The organism is Dinoroseobacter sp. S124A (genome assembly GCF_049801015.1).
Lineage (GTDB): Bacteria > Pseudomonadota > Alphaproteobacteria > Rhodobacterales > Rhodobacteraceae > Dinoroseobacter.
Map to the genome: position 1 here is coordinate 367,797 of NZ_JBNAGD010000004.1, position 19,459 is coordinate 387,255.

At 64.6% G+C, this 19,459-nt stretch carries 19 protein-coding genes; 6 read left to right on the forward strand and 13 right to left on the reverse strand.

The annotated features are described in order from the left end of the window. Positions 1-21: 21 nt before the first annotated feature. The 12 genes from ACP15I_RS12195 to ACP15I_RS12250 all read right to left on the reverse strand — a co-directional run bounded on the left by ACP15I_RS12195 (position 22) and on the right by ACP15I_RS12250 (position 11,931). Positions 22-1,251, reverse strand: a complete 1,230-nt coding sequence (locus ACP15I_RS12195) for an imelysin family protein (protein WP_424975294.1) — start codon at positions 1,249-1,251, stop codon at positions 22-24. Between the two features lie 52 nt (positions 1,252-1,303). Continuing rightward, on the reverse strand, positions 1,304-1,786 hold the full coding sequence (locus tag ACP15I_RS12200) for a hypothetical protein (RefSeq protein ID WP_424975295.1): 483 nt from the start codon (positions 1,784-1,786) through the stop codon (positions 1,304-1,306). Between the two features lie 49 nt (positions 1,787-1,835). Next, the gene (locus tag ACP15I_RS12205; protein WP_424975296.1) at positions 1,836-2,000 is read right to left on the reverse strand and encodes a hypothetical protein; all 165 of its coding nucleotides are present in this window, start codon (positions 1,998-2,000) and stop codon (positions 1,836-1,838) included. A 303-nt stretch (positions 2,001-2,303) separates the two neighbouring features. Next, positions 2,304-3,449 (reverse strand): iron-containing alcohol dehydrogenase, encoded by a 1,146-nt coding sequence (locus ACP15I_RS12210; RefSeq protein ID WP_424975297.1) that lies wholly within the window; start codon positions 3,447-3,449, stop codon positions 2,304-2,306. A gap of 5 nt (positions 3,450-3,454) precedes the next feature. Beyond that, positions 3,455-4,822 carry an aldehyde dehydrogenase family protein gene (locus ACP15I_RS12215; RefSeq protein ID WP_424975298.1) on the reverse strand — a complete coding sequence of 456 codons (1,368 nt, stop codon included), beginning with the start codon at positions 4,820-4,822 and terminating at the stop codon, positions 3,455-3,457. A gap of 1 nt (position 4,823) precedes the next feature. After that, entirely contained in the window at positions 4,824-6,176 is a 1,353-nt protein-coding gene (locus ACP15I_RS12220) for a glutamine synthetase family protein (protein ID WP_424975299.1), read from the reverse strand. Between the two features lie 9 nt (positions 6,177-6,185). After that, positions 6,186-6,638 carry a phage tail protein gene (locus ACP15I_RS12225; protein ID WP_424975300.1) on the reverse strand — a complete coding sequence of 151 codons (453 nt, stop codon included), beginning with the start codon at positions 6,636-6,638 and terminating at the stop codon, positions 6,186-6,188. Between the two features lies 1 nt (position 6,639). After that, a complete protein-coding gene (locus ACP15I_RS12230; protein WP_424975301.1) occupies positions 6,640-8,139 on the reverse strand; it encodes a phage tail sheath family protein in 1,500 nt (499 codons plus the stop codon). A gap of 57 nt (positions 8,140-8,196) precedes the next feature. Beyond that, positions 8,197-9,225 carry a TRAP transporter substrate-binding protein gene (locus tag ACP15I_RS12235; RefSeq protein WP_424965977.1) on the reverse strand — a complete coding sequence of 343 codons (1,029 nt, stop codon included), beginning with the start codon at positions 9,223-9,225 and terminating at the stop codon, positions 8,197-8,199. Between the two features lie 53 nt (positions 9,226-9,278). Then, a complete protein-coding gene (locus ACP15I_RS12240; protein ID WP_424965978.1) occupies positions 9,279-10,604 on the reverse strand; it encodes a TRAP transporter large permease in 1,326 nt (441 codons plus the stop codon). Next, positions 10,604-11,173, reverse strand: a complete 570-nt coding sequence (locus ACP15I_RS12245; protein WP_424975302.1) for a TRAP transporter small permease subunit — start codon at positions 11,171-11,173, stop codon at positions 10,604-10,606. Before ACP15I_RS12245 ends, ACP15I_RS12240 begins: the two co-directional genes overlap by 1 nt. After that, positions 11,161-11,931, reverse strand: a complete 771-nt coding sequence (locus tag ACP15I_RS12250) for an N-formylglutamate amidohydrolase (protein WP_424975303.1) — start codon at positions 11,929-11,931, stop codon at positions 11,161-11,163. Before ACP15I_RS12250 ends, ACP15I_RS12245 begins: the two co-directional genes overlap by 13 nt. A 112-nt stretch (positions 11,932-12,043) precedes the next feature. Here ACP15I_RS12250 and ACP15I_RS12255 point away from each other — a divergent pair, with 112 nt between their 5' ends. After that, positions 12,044-12,916 carry a MurR/RpiR family transcriptional regulator gene (locus ACP15I_RS12255; protein ID WP_424965982.1) on the forward strand — a complete coding sequence of 291 codons (873 nt, stop codon included), beginning with the start codon at positions 12,044-12,046 and terminating at the stop codon, positions 12,914-12,916. A gap of 5 nt (positions 12,917-12,921) precedes the next feature. On the opposite strand, the gene ACP15I_RS12260 is transcribed toward ACP15I_RS12255, so the two are convergent. Beyond that, positions 12,922-13,626 (reverse strand): SGNH/GDSL hydrolase family protein, encoded by a 705-nt coding sequence (locus ACP15I_RS12260; protein WP_424975304.1) that lies wholly within the window; start codon positions 13,624-13,626, stop codon positions 12,922-12,924. Between the two features lie 174 nt (positions 13,627-13,800). Here ACP15I_RS12260 and ACP15I_RS12265 point away from each other — a divergent pair, with 174 nt between their 5' ends. The 5 genes from ACP15I_RS12265 (at position 13,801) to ACP15I_RS12285 (ending at position 19,459) form a co-directional block, all read left to right on the forward strand. Next, positions 13,801-14,757, forward strand: coding sequence for a TAXI family TRAP transporter solute-binding subunit (locus tag ACP15I_RS12265; protein ID WP_424965984.1), 957 nt, complete (start codon positions 13,801-13,803; stop codon positions 14,755-14,757). A 12-nt stretch (positions 14,758-14,769) separates the two neighbouring features. Next, positions 14,770-16,554, forward strand: a complete 1,785-nt coding sequence (locus ACP15I_RS12270) for a TRAP transporter permease (RefSeq protein ID WP_424975305.1) — start codon at positions 14,770-14,772, stop codon at positions 16,552-16,554. An 81-nt stretch (positions 16,555-16,635) separates the two neighbouring features. Then, positions 16,636-17,628 carry a TRAP transporter substrate-binding protein DctP gene (dctP, locus tag ACP15I_RS12275; RefSeq protein WP_424965986.1) on the forward strand — a complete coding sequence of 331 codons (993 nt, stop codon included), beginning with the start codon at positions 16,636-16,638 and terminating at the stop codon, positions 17,626-17,628. A 62-nt stretch (positions 17,629-17,690) separates the two neighbouring features. Further along, positions 17,691-18,188, forward strand: coding sequence for a TRAP transporter small permease (locus ACP15I_RS12280; RefSeq protein WP_424975306.1), 498 nt, complete (start codon positions 17,691-17,693; stop codon positions 18,186-18,188). Further along, the gene (locus tag ACP15I_RS12285) at positions 18,185-19,459 is read left to right on the forward strand and encodes a TRAP transporter large permease (protein WP_424975307.1); all 1,275 of its coding nucleotides are present in this window, start codon (positions 18,185-18,187) and stop codon (positions 19,457-19,459) included. Before ACP15I_RS12280 ends, ACP15I_RS12285 begins: the two co-directional genes overlap by 4 nt.

A 19,459-nucleotide genomic window follows, 5' to 3' on the forward strand; every position in this document is an offset into this window, starting at 1 on the left:
GGGACCCCGGTGCGGGCCGGTTTACTCGAAGACAGCGCCGGGATTGTCGAGGCTGTCGGAGCCTTCGAACGCGATCGAGCTGACACCGAGGGCGGCGACCACACGTTCGATGGAACGGGTTTGGTCCACCAGCCCGTTCACACCGCCCATGACCAGCGCTTCGCCGGCGGCATTGCCCTGCTCCAGCATCATGTCATAGCTGAACCCGGCTTCGGCGGCGGTCTTGATCCGCGCCAGCGCCATCATCGTGGTCGACAGCTTCTGGCTCATCTCGGTGTCGAGCGCCGGATCCGCCGCGGCGACGAGATCCTGCAGGGAGGGGCCTGCCACCAGCGAGCCGTCCACGCGGACATACTCGCCCAGATAGACGTTCTGCACGCCCAGCCCGTCATAATAGTGGCTGTTATGGGTGTTGTCGGAGAAGCAGTCATGCTCTTCCTCGGGATCGTTCAGCATCAGCCCGAGCCGCATCCGTTCGCCCGCCTGTTCCCCGTAGGAGAGCGAGCCCATCCCCGTCAGCATGGCCGAAAGCGCTGCGGTTTCGTCTGCGATGAGTTGGTTGCGGGCTGCTCCGCCTTCCTGCCATTGCGCGGTCATCCACTCGAGATCCGAAACAAGCAACGCCGTTGCTGCTTGGAGATAAGCCGCGCGACGGGCGCAGTTCCCGCCCGTGCAGGTGTCACCCCCCGCGTAATCCGTCCAAGGACGGTCACCTGCACCGGGGCCGTGACCATTCAGGTCCTGACCCCAAAGGAGAAATTCGATGGCATGATAGCCGGTGGCCACGTTCGCCTCGACCCCGTCCGCCTCGTGCAGGGTCTCCGACAGGAGGGCGGGCGTGATGTCGGTGGCATCCACGTCGCTTCCGGCGACCGAGAACATCGGGGTTGCCACCACGTTGAGCACTGCGAGCTCGTTCTCGTCGGTCGGGCCGCCATAGCCCGCATCCACATAATCGATCAGGCCTTCGTCGAGGGGCCAGGCATTCACCTTGCCTTCCCAGTCATCGACGATGGCGTTGCCGAAGCGATAGACCTCGGTCTGCTGATAGGGCACGCGCGCGGCGATCCATGCGGCCTTGGCGGCTTCCAGCGCCTCCGCAGAGGGGGTCTCGACCAGCGCGTCCACGGCCGTCAGCAGGCGCTGGGCGGTGGTCAGGCTGTCTTCGTATTTGGCAGCGGCAATATCGGCGTAGTTGGCAACCACTGCGCCGGGTTCGACGGCGAGGGCCGGGGCGGTGAGCCCGAACATGAGAGTCGTTGAAAGAAGAGCCTGGCGTTTCACTGGTCTGGTGTCCTTTGGGTTAGTGAAGTGTCGGAGAGACGGCGGGGCGTCGTGGGTCGACCGGCGTCTCGCAGAGATGCATCCGCTTGAGCGCATGGCCGAAATCGGCCGCAAGGGCGGCGATGAGAGGGGCAACATCCGGGCGCACCATGAGGATCGCGATCAGCATCGCGTCCTCGCGGTCGCCCTCGGTGGCGGTGGTGATGAACTGGGCGAAACAGGCCTCGTCCGCGCCCAGACAGCGGCAATTCACGCCGTGGCAGGCCAGCGGGCGGCGGCCATGGCGCGCGCAGAGATTGACCAGATCCTCGAAAGTGGACATGACCCGGCGCCCGTCCTCGAGACCGAGGCCGCTGGCCAGGGCATTCCAGAGCCGGGCGCGGGCCTCGGGGCCATCGCGCCAGAGCCGCAGATAGCACACGGCGGTCGCTGCCGGGCGGTCGAGATCGGCCACAAGCCCGATCGGCGCGCCGCCGGGAACATACTGGGGCTGCCGCCTCATTGCGCGTCTCCGAGCGGGCCCGCAACGGGCTGGTTCTGCAGGACGCGGTTCACTGGTCCCGATCCTTGCGCGTGTCGCGATAGGCCAGCATCCACTCCATGGGGAGGCCTTCTGTGCTGGCGATCTCTTCGATCAGATCAAACGCCTCGGCCCGGTCAAAGGCGGGCAGGTCGTCCGGATCTGGCGGCGGTGGCGGGGTCGGGGCAGCAGACATGGCGGAAGTCCTCACAAACAGGGCGTGTCGGGCTTCCCTGATCTGCAACCGGGGTGGCTGGACTTGGCGTAAACTTGAGTGAAACGATAGGGAATGTCAATCCGACAAGTTTTGTCGGAAATAGATTTTCTGTCGCATCGCTCCGCACCGGTGCCTCTCTGCACAGACACAGAGACGGGCCAGACATGGCCCGTCACGGGGGGACGGAGGTTCGGGCAGGACGTGAAAAGACCCGCACGACGCCATACGCGGTGCGGGTCGCGCGGCCAGAGGCCGCGCCACCGAAAACCGGGGCAGCGCGCGTTAGAGGATCTGCGCCAGCAGAGCGCGCGTGTTCTCTTCGGTCATCTCGATCGGGTTGCCGCCCGTGCTCGGATCGGCGAGGGCCCCGGCCACGACCCGGTCCATGTCCAGATCTTGCACCCCCAGCCCGGACAGGCTGGTCGGAATCCCGAGGCTGCCATTCAGCGCATCCACAAAGGCGCAGAATCCGTCAAACCCGCCCTCGATGCCGAGATAGGCCGCCGCATTGTCGAACCGCGCCGCGATCGCGGGCCGGTTGAACTGCAGGACCGCGGGCATGCAGACCGCATTCGTGGTGCCATGATGGGTGTGATAGATCGCGCCGATGGGATGGGACAGGGCATGGATCGCCCCCAGCCCCTTTTGAAAGGCCGTCGCCCCCATGGCCGCCGCCGACATCATATGCGCCCGCGCCTCCAGATCCGTGCCATCCGCATAGGCGCGGGGCAGGTAGTCCTTGACCAGCCGCATCCCCTCCAGCGCCATGCCCTGGGACATGGGGTGGTAATGGGGCGAGCTGAACGCCTCGACACAATGGGCGAAGGCATCGAGCCCCGTGCCCGCTGTGATCGTCTTCGGCATGCCGACTGTCAGCTCCGGATCGCAGATCACCTGCGCGGGCAGGAATTTCGGATGGAAGATGATCTTTTTCTCTTCGGTCTCGGAATTGGTGATGACCGAGGCGCGCCCCACTTCCGATCCGGTCCCGGCGGTGGTGGGCACGGCCACGATGGGCGCGATGGCGTCGGGATCCGCGCGGGTCCACCAGTCGCCGATATCCTCGAAATCCCAGAGAGGCCGCGTCTGGCCCGCATAGAACGCCACCAGCTTGCCGAGATCGAGCCCGGACCCGCCGCCAAAGGCCACCACCCCGTCATGGCCGCCCTCCTTGAAGGCACGCACGCCGGCCTCGGCGTTCTTCTCGTTGGGGTTCGGATCCACATCCGAAAAGAGCGCGCGCCCCAGCCCTGCGGCCTCCAGCAGATCGAGCGTGCGGGTGGTGATCTCCATCTCCGCGAGCCCGCGATCCGTGATCAGCAGTGGCTTGGTGATGCCAGCCGCCGCGCAGGCTTCGGCAATCTCGGAAATACGGCCCGCCCCGAACCGGATGGCGGTGGGGTAGGACCAGTTGGCAGTGAGCGACATGGGCGTCAGGCCTTCTTCAGGTGGTAGGATTTCGGTCGGGTCAGGTTGTGATAGCCGATGAGCGACAGGCCCCCGCCGCGCCCGGTATCCTTGCAGCCGGTCCAGCACAGGCCCGGATCCAGATAGTCGGCGCGGTTCATGAAGACGGTGCCGGTCTCGATCTGATCGGCGATGGTCTCGGCGCGGGCGGCATCCTGGGTCCAGACCGAGGCGGTCAGCCCGAAATCGCTGTCATTCATCATGGCAATCGCCTCGGCATCGTCCTTGACGGGCATGATCCCGACCACGGGGCCGAAGCTTTCCTCGCGCATCACGCGCATCTCATGGGTCACCCCGGTGAGGATTTGCGGGGTCAGATAGGCGCCGCCATCATCCTCGGCAAAGGTCGGGATATGGGCCGTGGCTCCGGCGGCCACCGCCTCGGCGACCTGACCGCGCACGGTCTCGGCAAAGCGGGCATGGGCCATGGGACCCAGCGTCGTTTCCGGATCCAGCGGGTTGCCCAGCTTGTAGCCCGAGACAATCGCCACGGCCTTCTCGACAAAGGCCTCAAACAGCGCTTCGGCCACATAGATCCGCTCGATCCCGCAGCAGCACTGGCCCGAGTTGAACATCGCCCCGTCGATCAGGGTCTCGGCCGCCGCATCCAGATCCGCATCGTCGCAGACATAGCCCGGATCCTTGCCGCCCAGCTCCAGCCCGACACCGGTGAAGGTGCCCGCCGCCGCGCGTTCCATCGCCTGTCCGCCGGGGACGGAGCCGGTGAAGTTTACAAAGCCGAAGCTCCGCGCCGCGATCAGCTCGGACGTGGTCTGGTGGTCGAGAAAGACGTTCTGGAACACAGCCTCCGGCACGCCCGCCGCATGAAACGCCTGCTCCATGCGTTCGCCCACAAGCGGTGTCTGGCTCGCATGTTTCAGCACCACCGCATTCCCGGCGATGAGCGCGGGCGCGACCGTGTTGATCGCGGTCATGTAAGGGTAGTTCCACGGCGCCACGACCAGCACGACGCCGTGGGGCACGCGCTTGATCACCCGGCGAAACGCGTCGCTGTCCTCGACGATGATATCGGCCAGCGCCTCTTCGGCGATCTCGGCCATGTAGCTTGCCCGCTCGTCAAACCCGCCGAACTCGCCGCCATAGCGGATGGGGCGGCCCATCTGATGGGCGAGCTCCGGTACGATCTCGTCATTCATCGCGCCCACATTGGCGACACCCGCACGCACCAGCGCGATCCGTTCAGCAAGCGGACGGGCGGCCCAGTCAGCCTGCGCCGCGCGGGCCTGCGCGACCTGCGCATGGGCGGCCTCGGCGGTCAGAGGCGTGCGCTCGGCATAAACCGAGCCATCGATTGGAGAGATACAGCGGATCATGTCAGGCCCTTTCAAAGCCGCGGGCGATTTCCCAGTCGGTGACGACGCGGTCGAACTCTTCCTGTTCCCATTCGCAGGCGCGGGTGTAGTGGTCGATCACACCGTCCCCCATGGCCGCGCGGAGCATGGCCGAGCCGCGCAGGGTCTCGGTGGCCGCGCGCAGGGTCTGGGGGATGTCCTGCGCCTCGGCGGCGTCATAGACATCGCCGGTGGTGGCTGGGGCGAGTTGCATCTTGTCCTCGATGCCCTTGATCCCGGCGGCGAGCATGGCGGCCTGGGCGAGATAGGGGTTCAGGTCCGAGCCGCCGATCCGGCACTCAACCCGCACGCCCTTGGTTCCGTCGCCGCAGAGCCGGAAGCCCGCCGTGCGGTTATCCACGGACCAGACGGTCTTGGTCGGCGCAAAGGTCCCCTTGGCGAAGCGTTTGTAGCTGTTGATGTAGGGCGCAAGGAAAGCGGTGTAATCGGGCGCATAGGCGATCACGCCCGCCATGTAATGCTCCATCAGCTCGGACATGCCCAGGGGCCGGTCCGCGTCGTAAAACGCAGGCTCCCCATCGCGCCAGAGCGACTGGTGTACATGGGAGGACGAGCCCACCTTGGTGTGATGCCATTTCGGCAGGAAGCTCGCCGCATGGCCATGCTGCCAGGCGATCTCCTTGATGCCGTTCTTGGCGATGGTGTGGTGATCGGCGCAGGCCAGCGCCTCGGCGTAACGAATGTTCAGCTCTTCCTGACCGGTCTCGGCCTCGCCCTTGGAGTTCTCGATCGGCAGGCCCGCACCGTAAAGCTGGTTGCGGATCGGGCGCATCACGCCCTCTTCCTTGGTGGTCTGGAGGATGTGGTAATCCTCATTATAGCCCGAGATCGGCGTCAGCTCGCGGAAGCCGCCCTTGCGGATCTCGTCAAAGGATTTCTCGAAGAGAAAGAACTCCAGCTCGGTGGCCATCATTGCCGTCAGACCCATCGCCTCGAGCCGGGCGATCTGCGCCTTCAGGACCTGCCGCGGGGCATGGGGCACGGGCGCATGGGTGTGGTGGTCGAGAATATCGCAGAGCACCATCGCTGTCCCCTCCAGCCAGGGGAGCACGCGGATCGTGCTCAAATCCGGGGCCATGATGTAATCGCCATAGCCTTGCGACCAGCTGCTGGAGGCATAGCCATCGGGCGTCGCCATCTCGAGATCCGTGGCCAGCAGGTAGTTGCAGCAATGGGTCTCCTTGAACGACGTTTCCACGAAATTCACCGCGTGGAAGCGCTTGCCCATCAACCGCCCCTGCATGTCGGGAAAGCAGGTCAGCACGGTGTCGATCTCGCCCGCGGCGACGGCCTCTTTCAGCTCTTCAAAGGTCATCGGTGTCCCTTATCCATTCTCTATCGTCAGGCCCTCATGGGCGATTTCCAGTGTCTCGATGGCCACTTCATTGCCGTCGGATTTCAGGTCTGTGCCGGTGATTTTCGTAGGAAAGGCATTGGTCAATCTCCACACCATCGTGGGCTTCCCCTCTTCGTCCAACAAAGAGATCTCGACGGGCTCGCGCTTGATCGTGTTCATCTTGATCTGCTGGAACCAGTCCCAGAACCGGTTGTCCTTCACACAGACGCCCTTCTTGAGCGTGACGTTGCGCGTCTGGCTCAGGCCCGGCGTCTTGATGGTGGAAAACACCTTTGAGTTGCCCGCGCGGTACTCGATGATCTGGGTCTCGATGTCGAGGCCCGAGACCTCCTGGAACGCGATCGCGTCGCGCGCGCCGATTTTCACCGAGAAGTAGAATTTCGGCAGGGGCCAATTGGTGTCTTGGATTTCACCGGACATGTCAGGAGGTCTGCATTTTCAGTTGGAAGGGGATCTCGATGAACTCGGCAGGGCGGGTGATCGCGACCTGGACCACGATGCGCATATAGCCATCGAGGATATCGTTGCCTGTCATGGTCGATCCCAGACCGACGCTGACCCGATAGGCTTCCTCCGCGGTGGCCCCGGCCAGCGCACCGGCCTTCCATTGGTTGGTCAGAAAGTTCTCGATCACCGTTCTCACGAGCCCCCATGTGTCCGCCGTATTGGGCTCGAATACACAGGCCTGCGCGGCGTTCGCGATGGACTGCTCCAGCATGATCATCGTGCGACGCACGTTCACGTAGCGCCAGTCCTGGGAATTTCCGTCGAGTGTGCGCGCGCCCCAGACCACATTTCCCCGGCCCCTGAAACTGCGGATCGCGTTGATGGCCTTCCCGTCCAGCGGCACGTTCAGATCTTCCTGCTCGGTGTCGTTGATCGTAATCGCGGGGCCGACCGTGCCTGCGACTGCGGTATTGGCCGGGGCTTTCCAAACGCCGATGTCCACGTCTGTCCTGCTCCAGACACCGGCCATTGCGCCGCTCGGCGGAATGATATTGATCTCATCCGCAAGGGCGGACATCACCGACCAGTAGGTTGTGGAGACGACAGACAGATCTTTGTGGCATCTGGTGCAGTCCTCCGCGCTGATCTCGGACTTGGTCAAGAGCGTCAGGAGCGCCTCGGTGTCGGAGGGCAAGGGGCCTGTCTTGGGGGTCAGCTCCGCTGTGATCTGAGCTGCGAGGGAGGCGCGGCTGTCTGCATCGAGCATCGCAAAGCTGACCTCGTGCTCTGAGATCAGGCTTGAATTGAGCCAGGGGAAATAGGCCGCGCCAAAGCTCGCTTTGTCGCCCAAATCGATCGCGCGGAACCCGGTGGGACCGTTGATCGCCTCGGCATGCCAGTCGAACTCGGCGGGGGACATGCCCGCGGGCACGCGCCCGTCATAGATGTCGAGGATCGCCATGCGGTCTTGCAGTTTCTGGCATTCCTGCATCATCCGTTCGGTGATCTTGCGATGATCGTCACGGCTCAGGGCCACGGCATCGGGCATGACATAGGCGGTGGGCTCGGGCTCTTTGGCCAGTGCGTCCCAGATCGCATCGCTTGCATCCGCCGCGCCATAGCTCTCGGCCTCAAACCCGCCAAGGGAGATAACCCAGCAGGCGTTACCGCCGTTGTCGAAGAACATCCGCATGGCCAGATCGAGGTAAAAGCGCTGCCCGACGGGGGTGAAGAACACGTCCCCGTCCTCTGTTCGGGACATCGCGAAACGCCGCGCCGGCGCCTCGCCAAAGACCTCGAGATACTCGGCATAGCTTGCGATCCGCTCCGGAACACCGGTGACATCCTCGGACCAGCGCGAGGCCTGAGCCGTGTAACCAAGAAAGGCAGGGAACGCCATGGGCACTTCGACCACAGCGCTCGGGAAGGCGTTTCTTTCGGTGATATAGACGCCTGGTGTTTTGTACTGCGCCATGTCGGTCCCCGCTCAAAATGTGGACGGGGCGCGTGACTGCGCCCCGTTCCGGTTGGATCAGGTATACCGGTAGGGCCGTCCGGCCTTTTCCATATCCGCGTTATACTTCTTGAAGATCTCGACCACCTTGCGCTTGGTCTCGCTCTCGGCGGCGATCTCTTCCCAGAACTCGCGCCCGGCGGCCTCGACCGTGGCCCATTCCTCGTCCGGGATGGAGGTCAGCTCCATCTTGGTGCCGTTGACGCGCAGGTCGGCCTCGCCGCCCCAATACCAGTGCTGGCGATAGTAATGCGACTGCTCGCAGCACACTTCGAACAGCGTCTTGAGGTCATCCGGCAGCTCGTTCCAGCGGTCCATATTCGCAAAGAAATGGCCGATCCACGCGCCCGAGATGTTGTTGGTCAGGAAGTAGTTGGTCACATCCGCCCAGCCGACGGTGTAATCCTCGGTGATGCCGGACCATGCGATGCCGTCGAGCTCGCCGGTCTGCACCGCGACCTCGATATCCTCCCAGGGCAGGTTTACCGGCACAACGCCGAACTGGCTCAGGAAGCGCCCGGCAGTGGGGAAGGTGAAGACGCGCTTGCCCTTGAGGTCCTCGAGCGAGCGGATCGGGTCCTTGGTCGCGAAGTGGCATGGATCCCAGGCACCGGCAGAGACGTGCTTGACGCCCACGGCGCTGTATTCTTCGTCCCAGATCTCTTTCAGGCCATAACGATTAAAGAGCACCGGCACATCCAGCGAATAGCGCGAGCCGAAGGGGAAGTAGCCGCCGAACACGGTCACCTCGGTCGGCGAGGCCATGGAATCGTCGTCCGATTGCACCGCATCGATCGTGCCGCGCTGCATCGCCTGGAACAGCTCGCCCGTGGGCACCAGCTGATCGGCGTAAAAGAGCTCGATCTGCATCCGGTCGCCGGCGATCTTGTTGAACATGGCAATGGCCGGATCCACCACCTCGGCGGCCAGAGCGGCCCCCGCATAGGTCTGCATCCGCCACTTGATCGTGCTCTGGGCGAGCGCGGGCGCGGCGAGGGCGGCGGGGGCAGTTGCGGCCCCGGCGATAAACTTACGTCTTGTGGTCATCCCATTTCTCCTTGTTTTCAAAGCAGTGAACCGGTTGGTCCGGTTTCGTGATTTCATTTTCCGTAAACATAATCGGGCAGCCATGTCGCCAGGCCCGGGAAGACCATGACAAGCGCGAGGGCCAGCACCATCACCAGAACAAAGGGGGTGATCGAGCTGTAGATATCGCGCAGGCTGATCTCTTTCGGGGCCATGGCGCGCATCAGGAAGAGGTTATAGCCGAAGGGCGGCGTCATATAGGCGATCTGCGTCGTGATCGTGTAGAGGATCCCGTACCAGATCAAGTCAAAGCCGAGCGCCCCCACCAGCGGCACATAGAGCGGGGCGACGATCACGAGCATGGCCGTGTCGTCGAGGAAGGTCCCCATCAGGATGAAGCTCAGCTGCATCAGGATCAGGATCATCCAGGGATTCAGGTTCAGCTTTTCGGTGAACAGGCTCTCGATGGCCTTCACCGCGCCCAGCCCGTCAAACACCGCGCCAAAGGCCAGTGCGGCGAGGATGATCCACATGAACATGCAGGTGATCCCGAGCGTGTTGCGCACCGAGTTCTCGAAGACCTCTTTCGTCATGCGCCCCTTCAGGACCGCCGCCGCGAAGGCCGCAAGCGCGCCGATGGCCGAGCTTTCGACCAGCGAGGTCCAGCCATTGACGAAGGGCACCATCATCACCGCGAAGATCACCAGCGGCAGCAGTCCCGCGCGCAGCAGACGCAGCTTCTCGGCGCGCGGGATGTCGCGATCCGCGTCGTCGAGCACCGGGCCGAGGCTCGGGTTCATCCGGCAGCGGATCACGATATAGGCCACGAACATCGCCGCCATCATCAGCCCCGGCACCACGCCCGCGAGCCAAAGCTGGCCCACCGGTTGCCGTGCGATCATCGCATAGAGCACCAGTACCACCGAGGGCGGCACGAGGATGCCCAGGGACGAGCCCGCCTGGATCACGCCCGTGACCATGCGCTTGTCGTAACCGCGCTTCAGCAGTTCCGGCAGGGCGATGGTGGCCCCGATGGCCATGCCCGCCACCGACAACCCGTTCATGGCCGAGATCAGCACCATCAGCCCGATCGTCCCGATCGCCAGCCCGCCGCGCAGCCCGCCCATCCAGACATGGAACATCCGGTAGAGGTCATCGGCGATCTTGCTCTCGCTCAGCACGTAACCCATGAAAATGAACATCGGCAGGGTCAGCAGCGGATACCATTTCATCAGCTTCATCGCCGCCGCGAAGCCCAGGTCATAGCCGCCGCGGTCCCCCCAGAGCAGAAGCGCGGCGATCACGGCCACAAAGCCGATGGCCCCGAACACGCGCTGGCCGGTCAACAGCATCAGCATCATGGTCGAGAACATCAGGGTGGCGATCAGCTCATAGGGCATCAGATCTCCTCACCCCGGATCCGCAGGATATCCTTGCAGAGCTCCGAGACGCATTGCAGCAGCATGAGCGTGAAGCCGAGGATCATCACCGCCTTGACCGGCCACATATAAGGCCGCCACGCGGAGGAAGAGCGTTCGAGCCGCCCGACCTCCTCGGTGCCGGTCACGAGGCCAAGGAAATAGGAAAACGGCTCGGTTTTCCAATACCCGAGCGAATAGGCCGTCGAGCCCACCGCGCCATAGATCATCACGCAGAGATAGAAGATCAGGAAGAGGACCGTGATCGCGTCGAACCACGCTTTGCGCCGCATCGACCAGCCGCCATAGAGCAGATCCATCCGCACATTCGAGCCGAGCTGCAGCGAGTAAGGCCCGCCAAGGATGTAATAGCCCACCATCACGAACTGGGCCATTTCCAGGGTCCAGAGCGAGGGCAGAAAGAAGGTCTTGGACACCGAAGACCACAGCAGGATCCCCATCAGCACGAAGATCCCGTACATCACCACCCGGCCGAGCCGGTAGTTCACGGCATCGACGCCGCGGATATAGCCGCGCATCACGCCGTGCATGGGCTCTCTCCGATCCGGGCGCAGGCCACGCGCAGCCAGCCTGCCAGCAGCTCGGCGATCTTGTCCTGATCCTCGGGGGTGGTCAGCAGGTCGTTGCGGATCTCGATCATCACATTCGGATGGCCTTGGGGCAGGGCCTGATCGCGCAGGGTGTGGGTGACGCCATGCTCGGGACCGTAAGGTTCATTCCGCGCGACCTGCAGGGCGGTGGTGCCCTCCGCCGCCTCCAGCAGGGCATCGGCCAGCCGCGTATCCGTGTCATGGAGGATTCCGATCTGCACCGCGCGGGTCTGGCCGTGATAGATCGGGGTGAAACTGTGCATGGTAACGAGGATCGGCGCGGGTTTGCCTGCCAGAACCTCCCGAAGGGTTTCGCGGAACGGGGTGTAATAGCGGTGCGCGCGCTCGGCGCGCTCCGCGTCACTCAGGCCCTCATTGCCGGGCACCCGGATCACTTCGCTCCGGGCGGGCATGGCATCGGGGGCGTCGGGCGGACGGTTGCAATCATAGACCAGCCGCGACACCGTCGCGGCCACCAGCGTCGCGCCAAGGCGCTCGGCCAGACCTTCTGCCACGGCCAGAGCCCCCGGATCCCAGACCGCATGGCTCTGCCGGACCTCGGGCGCGAGGCCGAGATCGGCAAACCGCGCCGGAATATGGGCGCTGGCATGTTCGCAGACCACCACGATGGCACTGTCGCCCGGCGCGTTGCGCACGGCGATCGGGTGATCGGGCTTGGTGTGGTCTTGCTGATTCATCTGTGCTCCTGCGTCACAAAAGTCTTGCCAGCGTCGCGTTCTGTCAACAGAATTGTGAAATAATTATCACTCGATGACGCGCTCTGATATTTCTGTACAAGAAAGAGGCAGCATGACCCCTCCGGCCCAGACCATCGCGGACCGCATTCAGGCCCAGCTCGACACGCTGACCCGCGCCGAACGCCAGCTCGCCCTGTCGGTGCTTGAGAATTATCCGGCCTCGGGCCTTGGCCCGCTCGCGGCTTTGGCCAAGGGGGCCGGGGTCTCGGTCCCGACCGTCGCGCGCATGGTGCAAAAGCTCGGCTACAAGGGCTATCCGGAGTTTCAGGCCGAGCTGCGCGAAGAACTGGGCGCCATCGGCAAGGGCCCCATCGCCAAGCATGAGACCTGGGCGGGGGCCGCGCCCTCGGGCCATATCCTGAACCGCTTCACCGAAGCCGTGATCGACAATATCCGCAACTCGCTGGCCCAGATCGACCCGGCGGAGTTCGACCGGGCCTGCGCGCTGGTCGCGGATCGCGACCGTGCACTCTATATCGTCGGCGGGCGGATCACCCATACCCTGGCCGAGTATCTCTTCCTGCACATGCAGGTGATCCGCCCGGATGTGATCCATGTGCAATCGACCTCGAACACCTGGCCCCATGACCTGCTCAACGCGGGGGAGGGGGATGTCTTCGTGATCTTCGACATGCGCCGGTATGAGAACAACACGCTCAAACTGGCCGAGATCGCCCGGGATCGCGGAGCGCAGATCATCCTGTTCACGGATCAGTGGCGCTCGCCGGTGCACCGGCTCTCGGATATCTGCCTGTCGAGCCGGATCATCGTGCCTTCGGCCTGGGATTCGCTGGCCACCTGCATGTTACTCGTCGAAAGCATGATCGCCGCGGTGCAGACCCTGAACTGGGAAGACACCAAGGACCGGATGCAGGAGCTCGAAGAGATCTTCGATCAGACCAAGCTCTTTCGGAAGTTTACCTGAGCGGTCTAGCGCGCCGGATCGATCCGCGAGAGGGCCTCGGCCACATGCGCCCCGATCACCGCCGAGCCCCGCGCATTGGGGTGGATCAGGTCCGAGGAAAAGAGCTCCGGCGTGCGCGGCCCCATCACCGGATCCGCATCGACGAAGAACACCCCCTCCCGCGCGGCGGCCAGCTGGGACAGGCGCGCATCCACGATGGCCAACTCATCGGCACAGCGGTCCGTGCGCCCGCCGCGTCCGGTGGGGCCATAATATCCGACGATCATCACCCGTTCCGCGCCGCCCGCCCGCAGGCCCGCCACCAGGTCCGGCCAAGTGCCGCGCTGCCCATCGGCCGAGATCATGGCCGCGATCTCGGCGTCACAGCGGTTGCAGCCGCAATTGCGGTTCAGGTCATTGGCCCCGCCATTCACGATCACCCAATCCCAGCTCCCACGCCGGAATTGCGCCTCGACCGAGCGGGCGATCAGGCTGCTGCGGGTCAGACGGGCACCGGCGCGCGCGTTGTTGTCCACCGGCTCGCCCAGAGCCCGGGCGATCACCTCGGGAATGGCGTTGCGCCCATTCCAGGTCATGACACTGTCGCCCACGACCTGGATCTTCGGGTCCGCCGCGACGGCCTCCGGCGCGGCCCCGAGCATCAGTGCGACAACCCCCAGCAGGGCCCAAACGGGGCGACGACGGGTCTGGCCGGGGACGGTTATCTGCATGGCGCGGTCTCCTCGAACGGGCGCGACGGGCCGCCCGCCGACCAGATAGGCCGCGCGCCGCGCCCTCCCAGCCCCCATGTCTCGGGACAGGATCACGAGCCCGTGGGCGCAGATCGACTTGCACTCCCCCCGGCGGCGCGCAACAGTCTGGCAAATGCGTTTGGGAGGATCGTCATGACATTTCTGAAGACACTGACCGTGACCGCCGCGGCGGCCTGCGTGCTCAGCAGCGCGGCCTGGGCCGAGACCCGGGTCACCTACAAATCCGCCAAGGCGGGCTCATCCTATTTCCAGATGGCGGTGCAGATCGCCGAGGCCATGAAAGAAGGCTCGGGCGGCGAGATCTCGGTCACGGTCGAGGAAAGCCAGGGCTCGGTCCAGAACGTGATGGAGGTGCGCGCGCGGGGCGGCGATTACGTCTTCACCACGCCGCCGGCCCTCGTGGGGCTGGCTCAGGGCGGGCGCGCCATGTTCGAGGGCAAGGGCAACCCGGCCTTCGACGAGATCCGCGCGCTGTTCCCGATCCCGTCTTTGACCATGCATTTCGTGATGTCCGCTGACAGCGGTGTCGACAGTTTCGAGGATATGGCTGGCAAGACCATCCTGCTCGGCAGCGGGTCCTTCGGCGCGCGCGAGGGGGCGAAGTATCTCGACCTTTTCGGCGTCAAGGATCAGGTGAAGATCGCCGATAGCGAGCTGTCCAACGCCGTCAACGCGCTCAAGAACGGCCAGATCGACGGCTTTGTCACCGCCGGGTCCTATCCGGCCCCGAATGTGATCGAGGCGGCGGCCTCCACAGGCGTCAAGGTGCTCTCGCTGACGCCGGATCAGGTGGCAGCATCCAAGCGGACCGAGCTGACGATCCCGGCGGGCACCTATGCGGGTCAGGACGCGGATATCACCACAACCTCCCTGCCGGTGGTGGCCTATACCACCTCCAAGATGGATGAGGACACGGCCTATGCCCTGACCAAGACCTATTGGGAGACCAAGGCCGACATGGCGGGCGACGCCAAATGGTGGGACGGGGTCTCGGTGGACATGCTGGCCAATATCACCAGCCAGATCCACCCGGGTGCCCTGCGCTATTACAAGGAAATCGGCGCAGCCCTCAGCGACGCGCATATGTAAGCGCGCACCGGGATGATCGGCACTGACGGGGAGATCCCGGCGCGACGGATCTGGATCGCGCTGGGCACGCTGACGGCGGTCTTTCATCTCGGGCTGATTTTCTACGGGCTGGTCCCCAATCTGGTGGCCCGCCCGTTGCATATGGCGCTGACCCTGCCTTGGGTCTTCCTGTTCGCGGCCACGGGACCGGTGTCCCGGGCCAGCGGGGCGATCCTCGCCGGGCTAGGGATCGCGGGCTGCCTCTGGATCGCGCTGAACCACCAGATGCTGCGCAACCAGTACGGCTTTCTCGAAAACCAGTTTCAGGTGGGTCTCGCCATCCTGCTGCTCGGCGTCGCCATGGAAGGCGCGCGGCGCGCCATTGGCTGGCCCTTGCCGCTGGTGGCGTTGGCCGCGCTGCTCTATGGCCTCTACGGCCAGCATATTCCCGGCGAGTTCGGCCATGCGGGAACCCCGCTGCAGAGCTTTCTCGGCACGCTGATCGTGGCCGAAGGCGGGCTCTGGGGCAGTCTCACCGGGGTCTCGGTGGGGGTCGTGGCGATCTTCGTGATTTTCGGCGCGGTGCTGAATGCGGGCGAGGCGGGGCAGGGCTTCATGAATGTCGCCGCCGCTGCCGCCGGGCGCTTAACGGGCGGGGCGGCCAAGGTCTCGGTCCTGTCCTCGGCGCTCTTCGGGTCGATCTCGGGCTCTGCCTCGGCCAATGTCGCCTCCACCGGGGCGATCACCCTGCCGGCCATGACCAAGCTCGGCTATCCCAAGCGGTTGGCGGCAGCAACGGAGGCGGTGGCCTCCTCGGGCGGGCAGATCATGCCGCCCCTGATGGGGGCCGGGGCCTTCGTGATGGTCGAGCTGACCGGCGTGCCCTATTCCGAGATCATGCTCGCGGCGCTTCTGCCCGCGATCCTCTATTTCGCGACGGTCTGGCAGGGGTTGAACGCGTTCGCCTCGCGCTTTGACCTGCAGCCTATCCCCGAAGAGGACCGCCCCGCGCGCCGTCAGGTCCTGATCACCTCGGCGTTCTTCATGGTGCCATTCTCGACCCTGCTGATCGCAATGTTTGCGCTGGGCTACACGCCGCAATACGCCGCCGCTCTGGCGATCTTCACCGGGCTCGCGCTCTTGTTCATCGACGTGTCCCTGCGCCCGAACCCGGGTCAAGGGCTCGCGCGGCTGGGGGATGCGATGCTCAATGCCGGGCGGCAGGTGGCGATGATCGCCTCGATCATCATCTGCGCCTCGATCATCATCGGGGTGCTGGGGATCACCGGGCTGGGGGTCAAGATCACCTCCGTCATCCTGTCGGGCTCGGGCGGGGAGCTCTGGCCTGCGCTCATGCTGACCGCTCTGGCCTGCCTGCTTTTGGGGATGGAGGTGCCGACGACGGCGGCCTACGTCATCTGCGTCTCGGTGGCCGGGCCCGCCCTGATCGAACTGGGGCTGGAGCCCTTGCAGGCGCATCTCTTCGTTTTCTGGTTCGCGCTTTTGTCGACCATCACCCCGCCGGTCTGCGGGGCGGTCTTCATCGCCTCGGGCATGGTGCAGGAGAACTGGCTGCGCGTGGCGCTGACGGCGATGGCGCTCGGCGTCGGGCTTTACATCATTCCGCTGGCGATGATTGCCAATGACGCGCTGATCCGGGTCTCGACCGAGCCCGTCGCGGCCTTGCTGGCCATGGCGATGGTCGGACTGGGGCTTGGCGGGATCTCGCGCGGGCTGATCGGGCGCGGACCCTGGTGGCGTCGGCTCGCCCTGGGCGGGCTGGGAGGATCGCTCTGTTTCGCGGGGCTGTGGCTTTAGGGCAAACGGGCGGTTGCTAATTCCCTGCCGCGACGTAATGTCATGGGTAGCCCCACATAAATGACGACTGGGAGGAATGTCATGTTGAGGAATACCCTGATCTTGGCCGCGTGCGCGTCCGTACTGGGTTCGGCGGCGATCTCTGCCGAGAAGATGCGGATCTCGCTCCAGCTGCCGCTGACCAGCCATCTGGGCGAGAACCTGACCCTGTTTGAAAAAGAGGTGGAGGAGCGCACTGGCGGCAAGATCGATGTCGAGATCTATGACAGTGCGACGCTCTACAAGGATAAGGAAGTGCCCGCCGCGGTGGGCTCCGGCGCGATCGAGGCCGGGGTTGCATCGCTGACCCGCTATGTGGGCGACGCGCCGGTGGTGGATGTGTTCTACATGCCCTTCCTGTTCAACACCGAGGACAAGGTCCGCGCGGCGGTGGCCGAGGGCTCGCCCGTGCGCGAGGTGCTGGAAACCGAGATCGCCAAGACCGGCGGCGAGGTTCTCTACTGGCAGGCCTATGGCGGGGCGATCCTGCTCAGCCAGGATGATCCGATCCGCACACCTGCGGATATGGAGGGCAAGAAGGCCCGCGTCTTCGGCAAGACGCTGGGCGATTTCGTCTCCGCCGCCGGTGGGGCCCCGACGCTGATCTCGGGCTCCGAGCAGTACCTCGCCTATCAGCGCGGCACGGTCGATGTGGGCATGACGGGCGTGTCGGGTGTGAAATCCCGCAAGCTCTGGGAGGTGATGGACACGATCACCAAGACCAACCACGCCAATATCGAATTCGTCGTTGTGGTGAACAGCGAGTGGTGGGACGGGCTCGATGCCGAGACCCAGGGCCATATCAACGCCGCTGCCAAGGTGGCTCAGGATGACGTGCGCGACCGGATGGCCGCCATCGAGGCCGAGGCCTATGCCGCCGCCGAGGCCAATGGCATGACCATTGTCGAGCTCACCGACGAGGAGCTTGCCAAGTGGCAATCCGTGGCCCAGCCGGTCTATGACGGCTATCTGGCGGCAACCGGCGATGCGGGGCAGAAGATCCTCGACGCGCTGGGCGTCGGCTCCGGTTCCTGACGCCGATCGTCAGCCAAACCTGAACTCGGGCGGTCCTTCGGGGCCGTCCGAACGGTGTCTCCATGTCCCTGATAAGCTCTGTTTCCCGTCTCGCCTGCCTCTTGGGCGCGGTGCTGATGGCCGCCACCGGCGTGATGCTGACCTATGAGGTCGTGGCGCGCTATTTCTTTGTCAAACCAACGATCTGGGCGGCGGAGCTCAGCCAGCTCTGCCTGATCTGGGGCTGTCTCTTGGCCATGGCCCATCTGCTGACCTTGCGGCGCCATATCACCGTGAACGCGGTCACCGGCCTGCTGCCGCCCGGCGCGCAGAAGATCTGCGCGATGGTGGCGCTGGTGGTGGTGATCCTGTTCTCGGCCATCGTCGCGATCTACGGGTTTGACATCTTTTATGACAGTTTTGAACGCGGGCGGACGACCGGGTCCCTCCTGAACTTGCCGGTCTGGATCGCGGAGGCCTCGGTGCCCGTGGGCTTTGGCCTGCTGACCATCCAGGCGGTGGTGGAGCTGATCCGGATGCGCCACGGGGATGCGGCCAGTCTCGGAGCGACCCACGAATGACCATCATCCTGATCCTCGTGGCGCTCTTTGTGCTCTTGCTGCTGGGCGTGCCGGTGGCCTTTGCCCTGGGGGGCATGGGGCTGGCCATGCTGATCCTTGGAGGCTTCTCGCCCCTGATGGCGCCGCAATCGATCCTGTCGACGCTGGACGGGTTCATCCTGCTGGCGGTGCCGCTGTTCCTGCTGATGTCGAACCTGCTCTTGAAAGGGGGCGTGGGGCGCGATCTCTTTGCCGCCGTGCAGGCCTGGGTCGGGCATTGGCCCGGCGGGCTCGCGGTGGCGACAATCCTGAGCTGCGCGCTGTTTGCGGCGATCTCGGGCTCGTCGGTCGCGACGGCGGCCACGATCGGGACCGTAGCCATCCCCGAGATGATCAATCGCGGCTATGAAAAGAAATTCGTCTACGGGCTACTGGCGGCGGGGGGGACCCTCGGGATCCTGATCCCGCCCTCGATCCCGATGATCGTCTACGGGTTCGTCACCGAGCAGTCGGTGATTGCGCTCTTTCTCGCGGGGATCGGACCGGGCCTTGTGCTGGTCACGCTCTTTGTCCTCTTCGCGATGCTCCATGCCCGGCTCTCGGGGCATTACACGCCGGTGCCCAAAGCCACCACGGCCGAGCGGATCGCGGCGTCGAAACGGGCGCTGCCCTCGGTGGCGCTCGCCGCGCTGGTGATCATTGGCCTCTATTCCGGGGCCTTCACCCCGACCGAGGCCGCCGCAGTGGGCTTTGCCGCAGCCCTGCTGATCACGACGCTCTGGCTGCGCACGCTCACCTGGGCAACCTTCTGGGAGGCGATCCGCGAAAGCGCGATCACCACCGCCGCGATCCTGCTGATCGTCGCGGGGGCGAAGGTGTTCGGCAAGGCCATCGCGCTGTACCGGATCCCGCAGGATATCTCTGCATTCCTCGCGCAGGTGATCGATGGGCCGATCATGTTCATCATCGTGGTGTCCCTGGTGCTCTTGCTGATGGGGCTCGTCTTCGAGGCGCTCTCGATGATCCTGATCATGACGCCGGTGCTCTTGCCGGCGGCCATGGGGCTGGGTTTCGATCCGATCTGGTTCGGGATCTACATGGTGATCATGGTGGAATGCGCCCTGATCACGCCGCCCGTGGGGCTCAACCTCTATGTGATCCAGTCCGTCGCGCGCACCACCTTGTCCAATGTGGCGCGCGGGGTCTGGCCTTTCCTTGCCCTGATGCTGGTGACGGTGGCGATCCTCTATGCGTTCCCGGGCCTCGCCCTTTACATCCCTTTCCAATGGTGA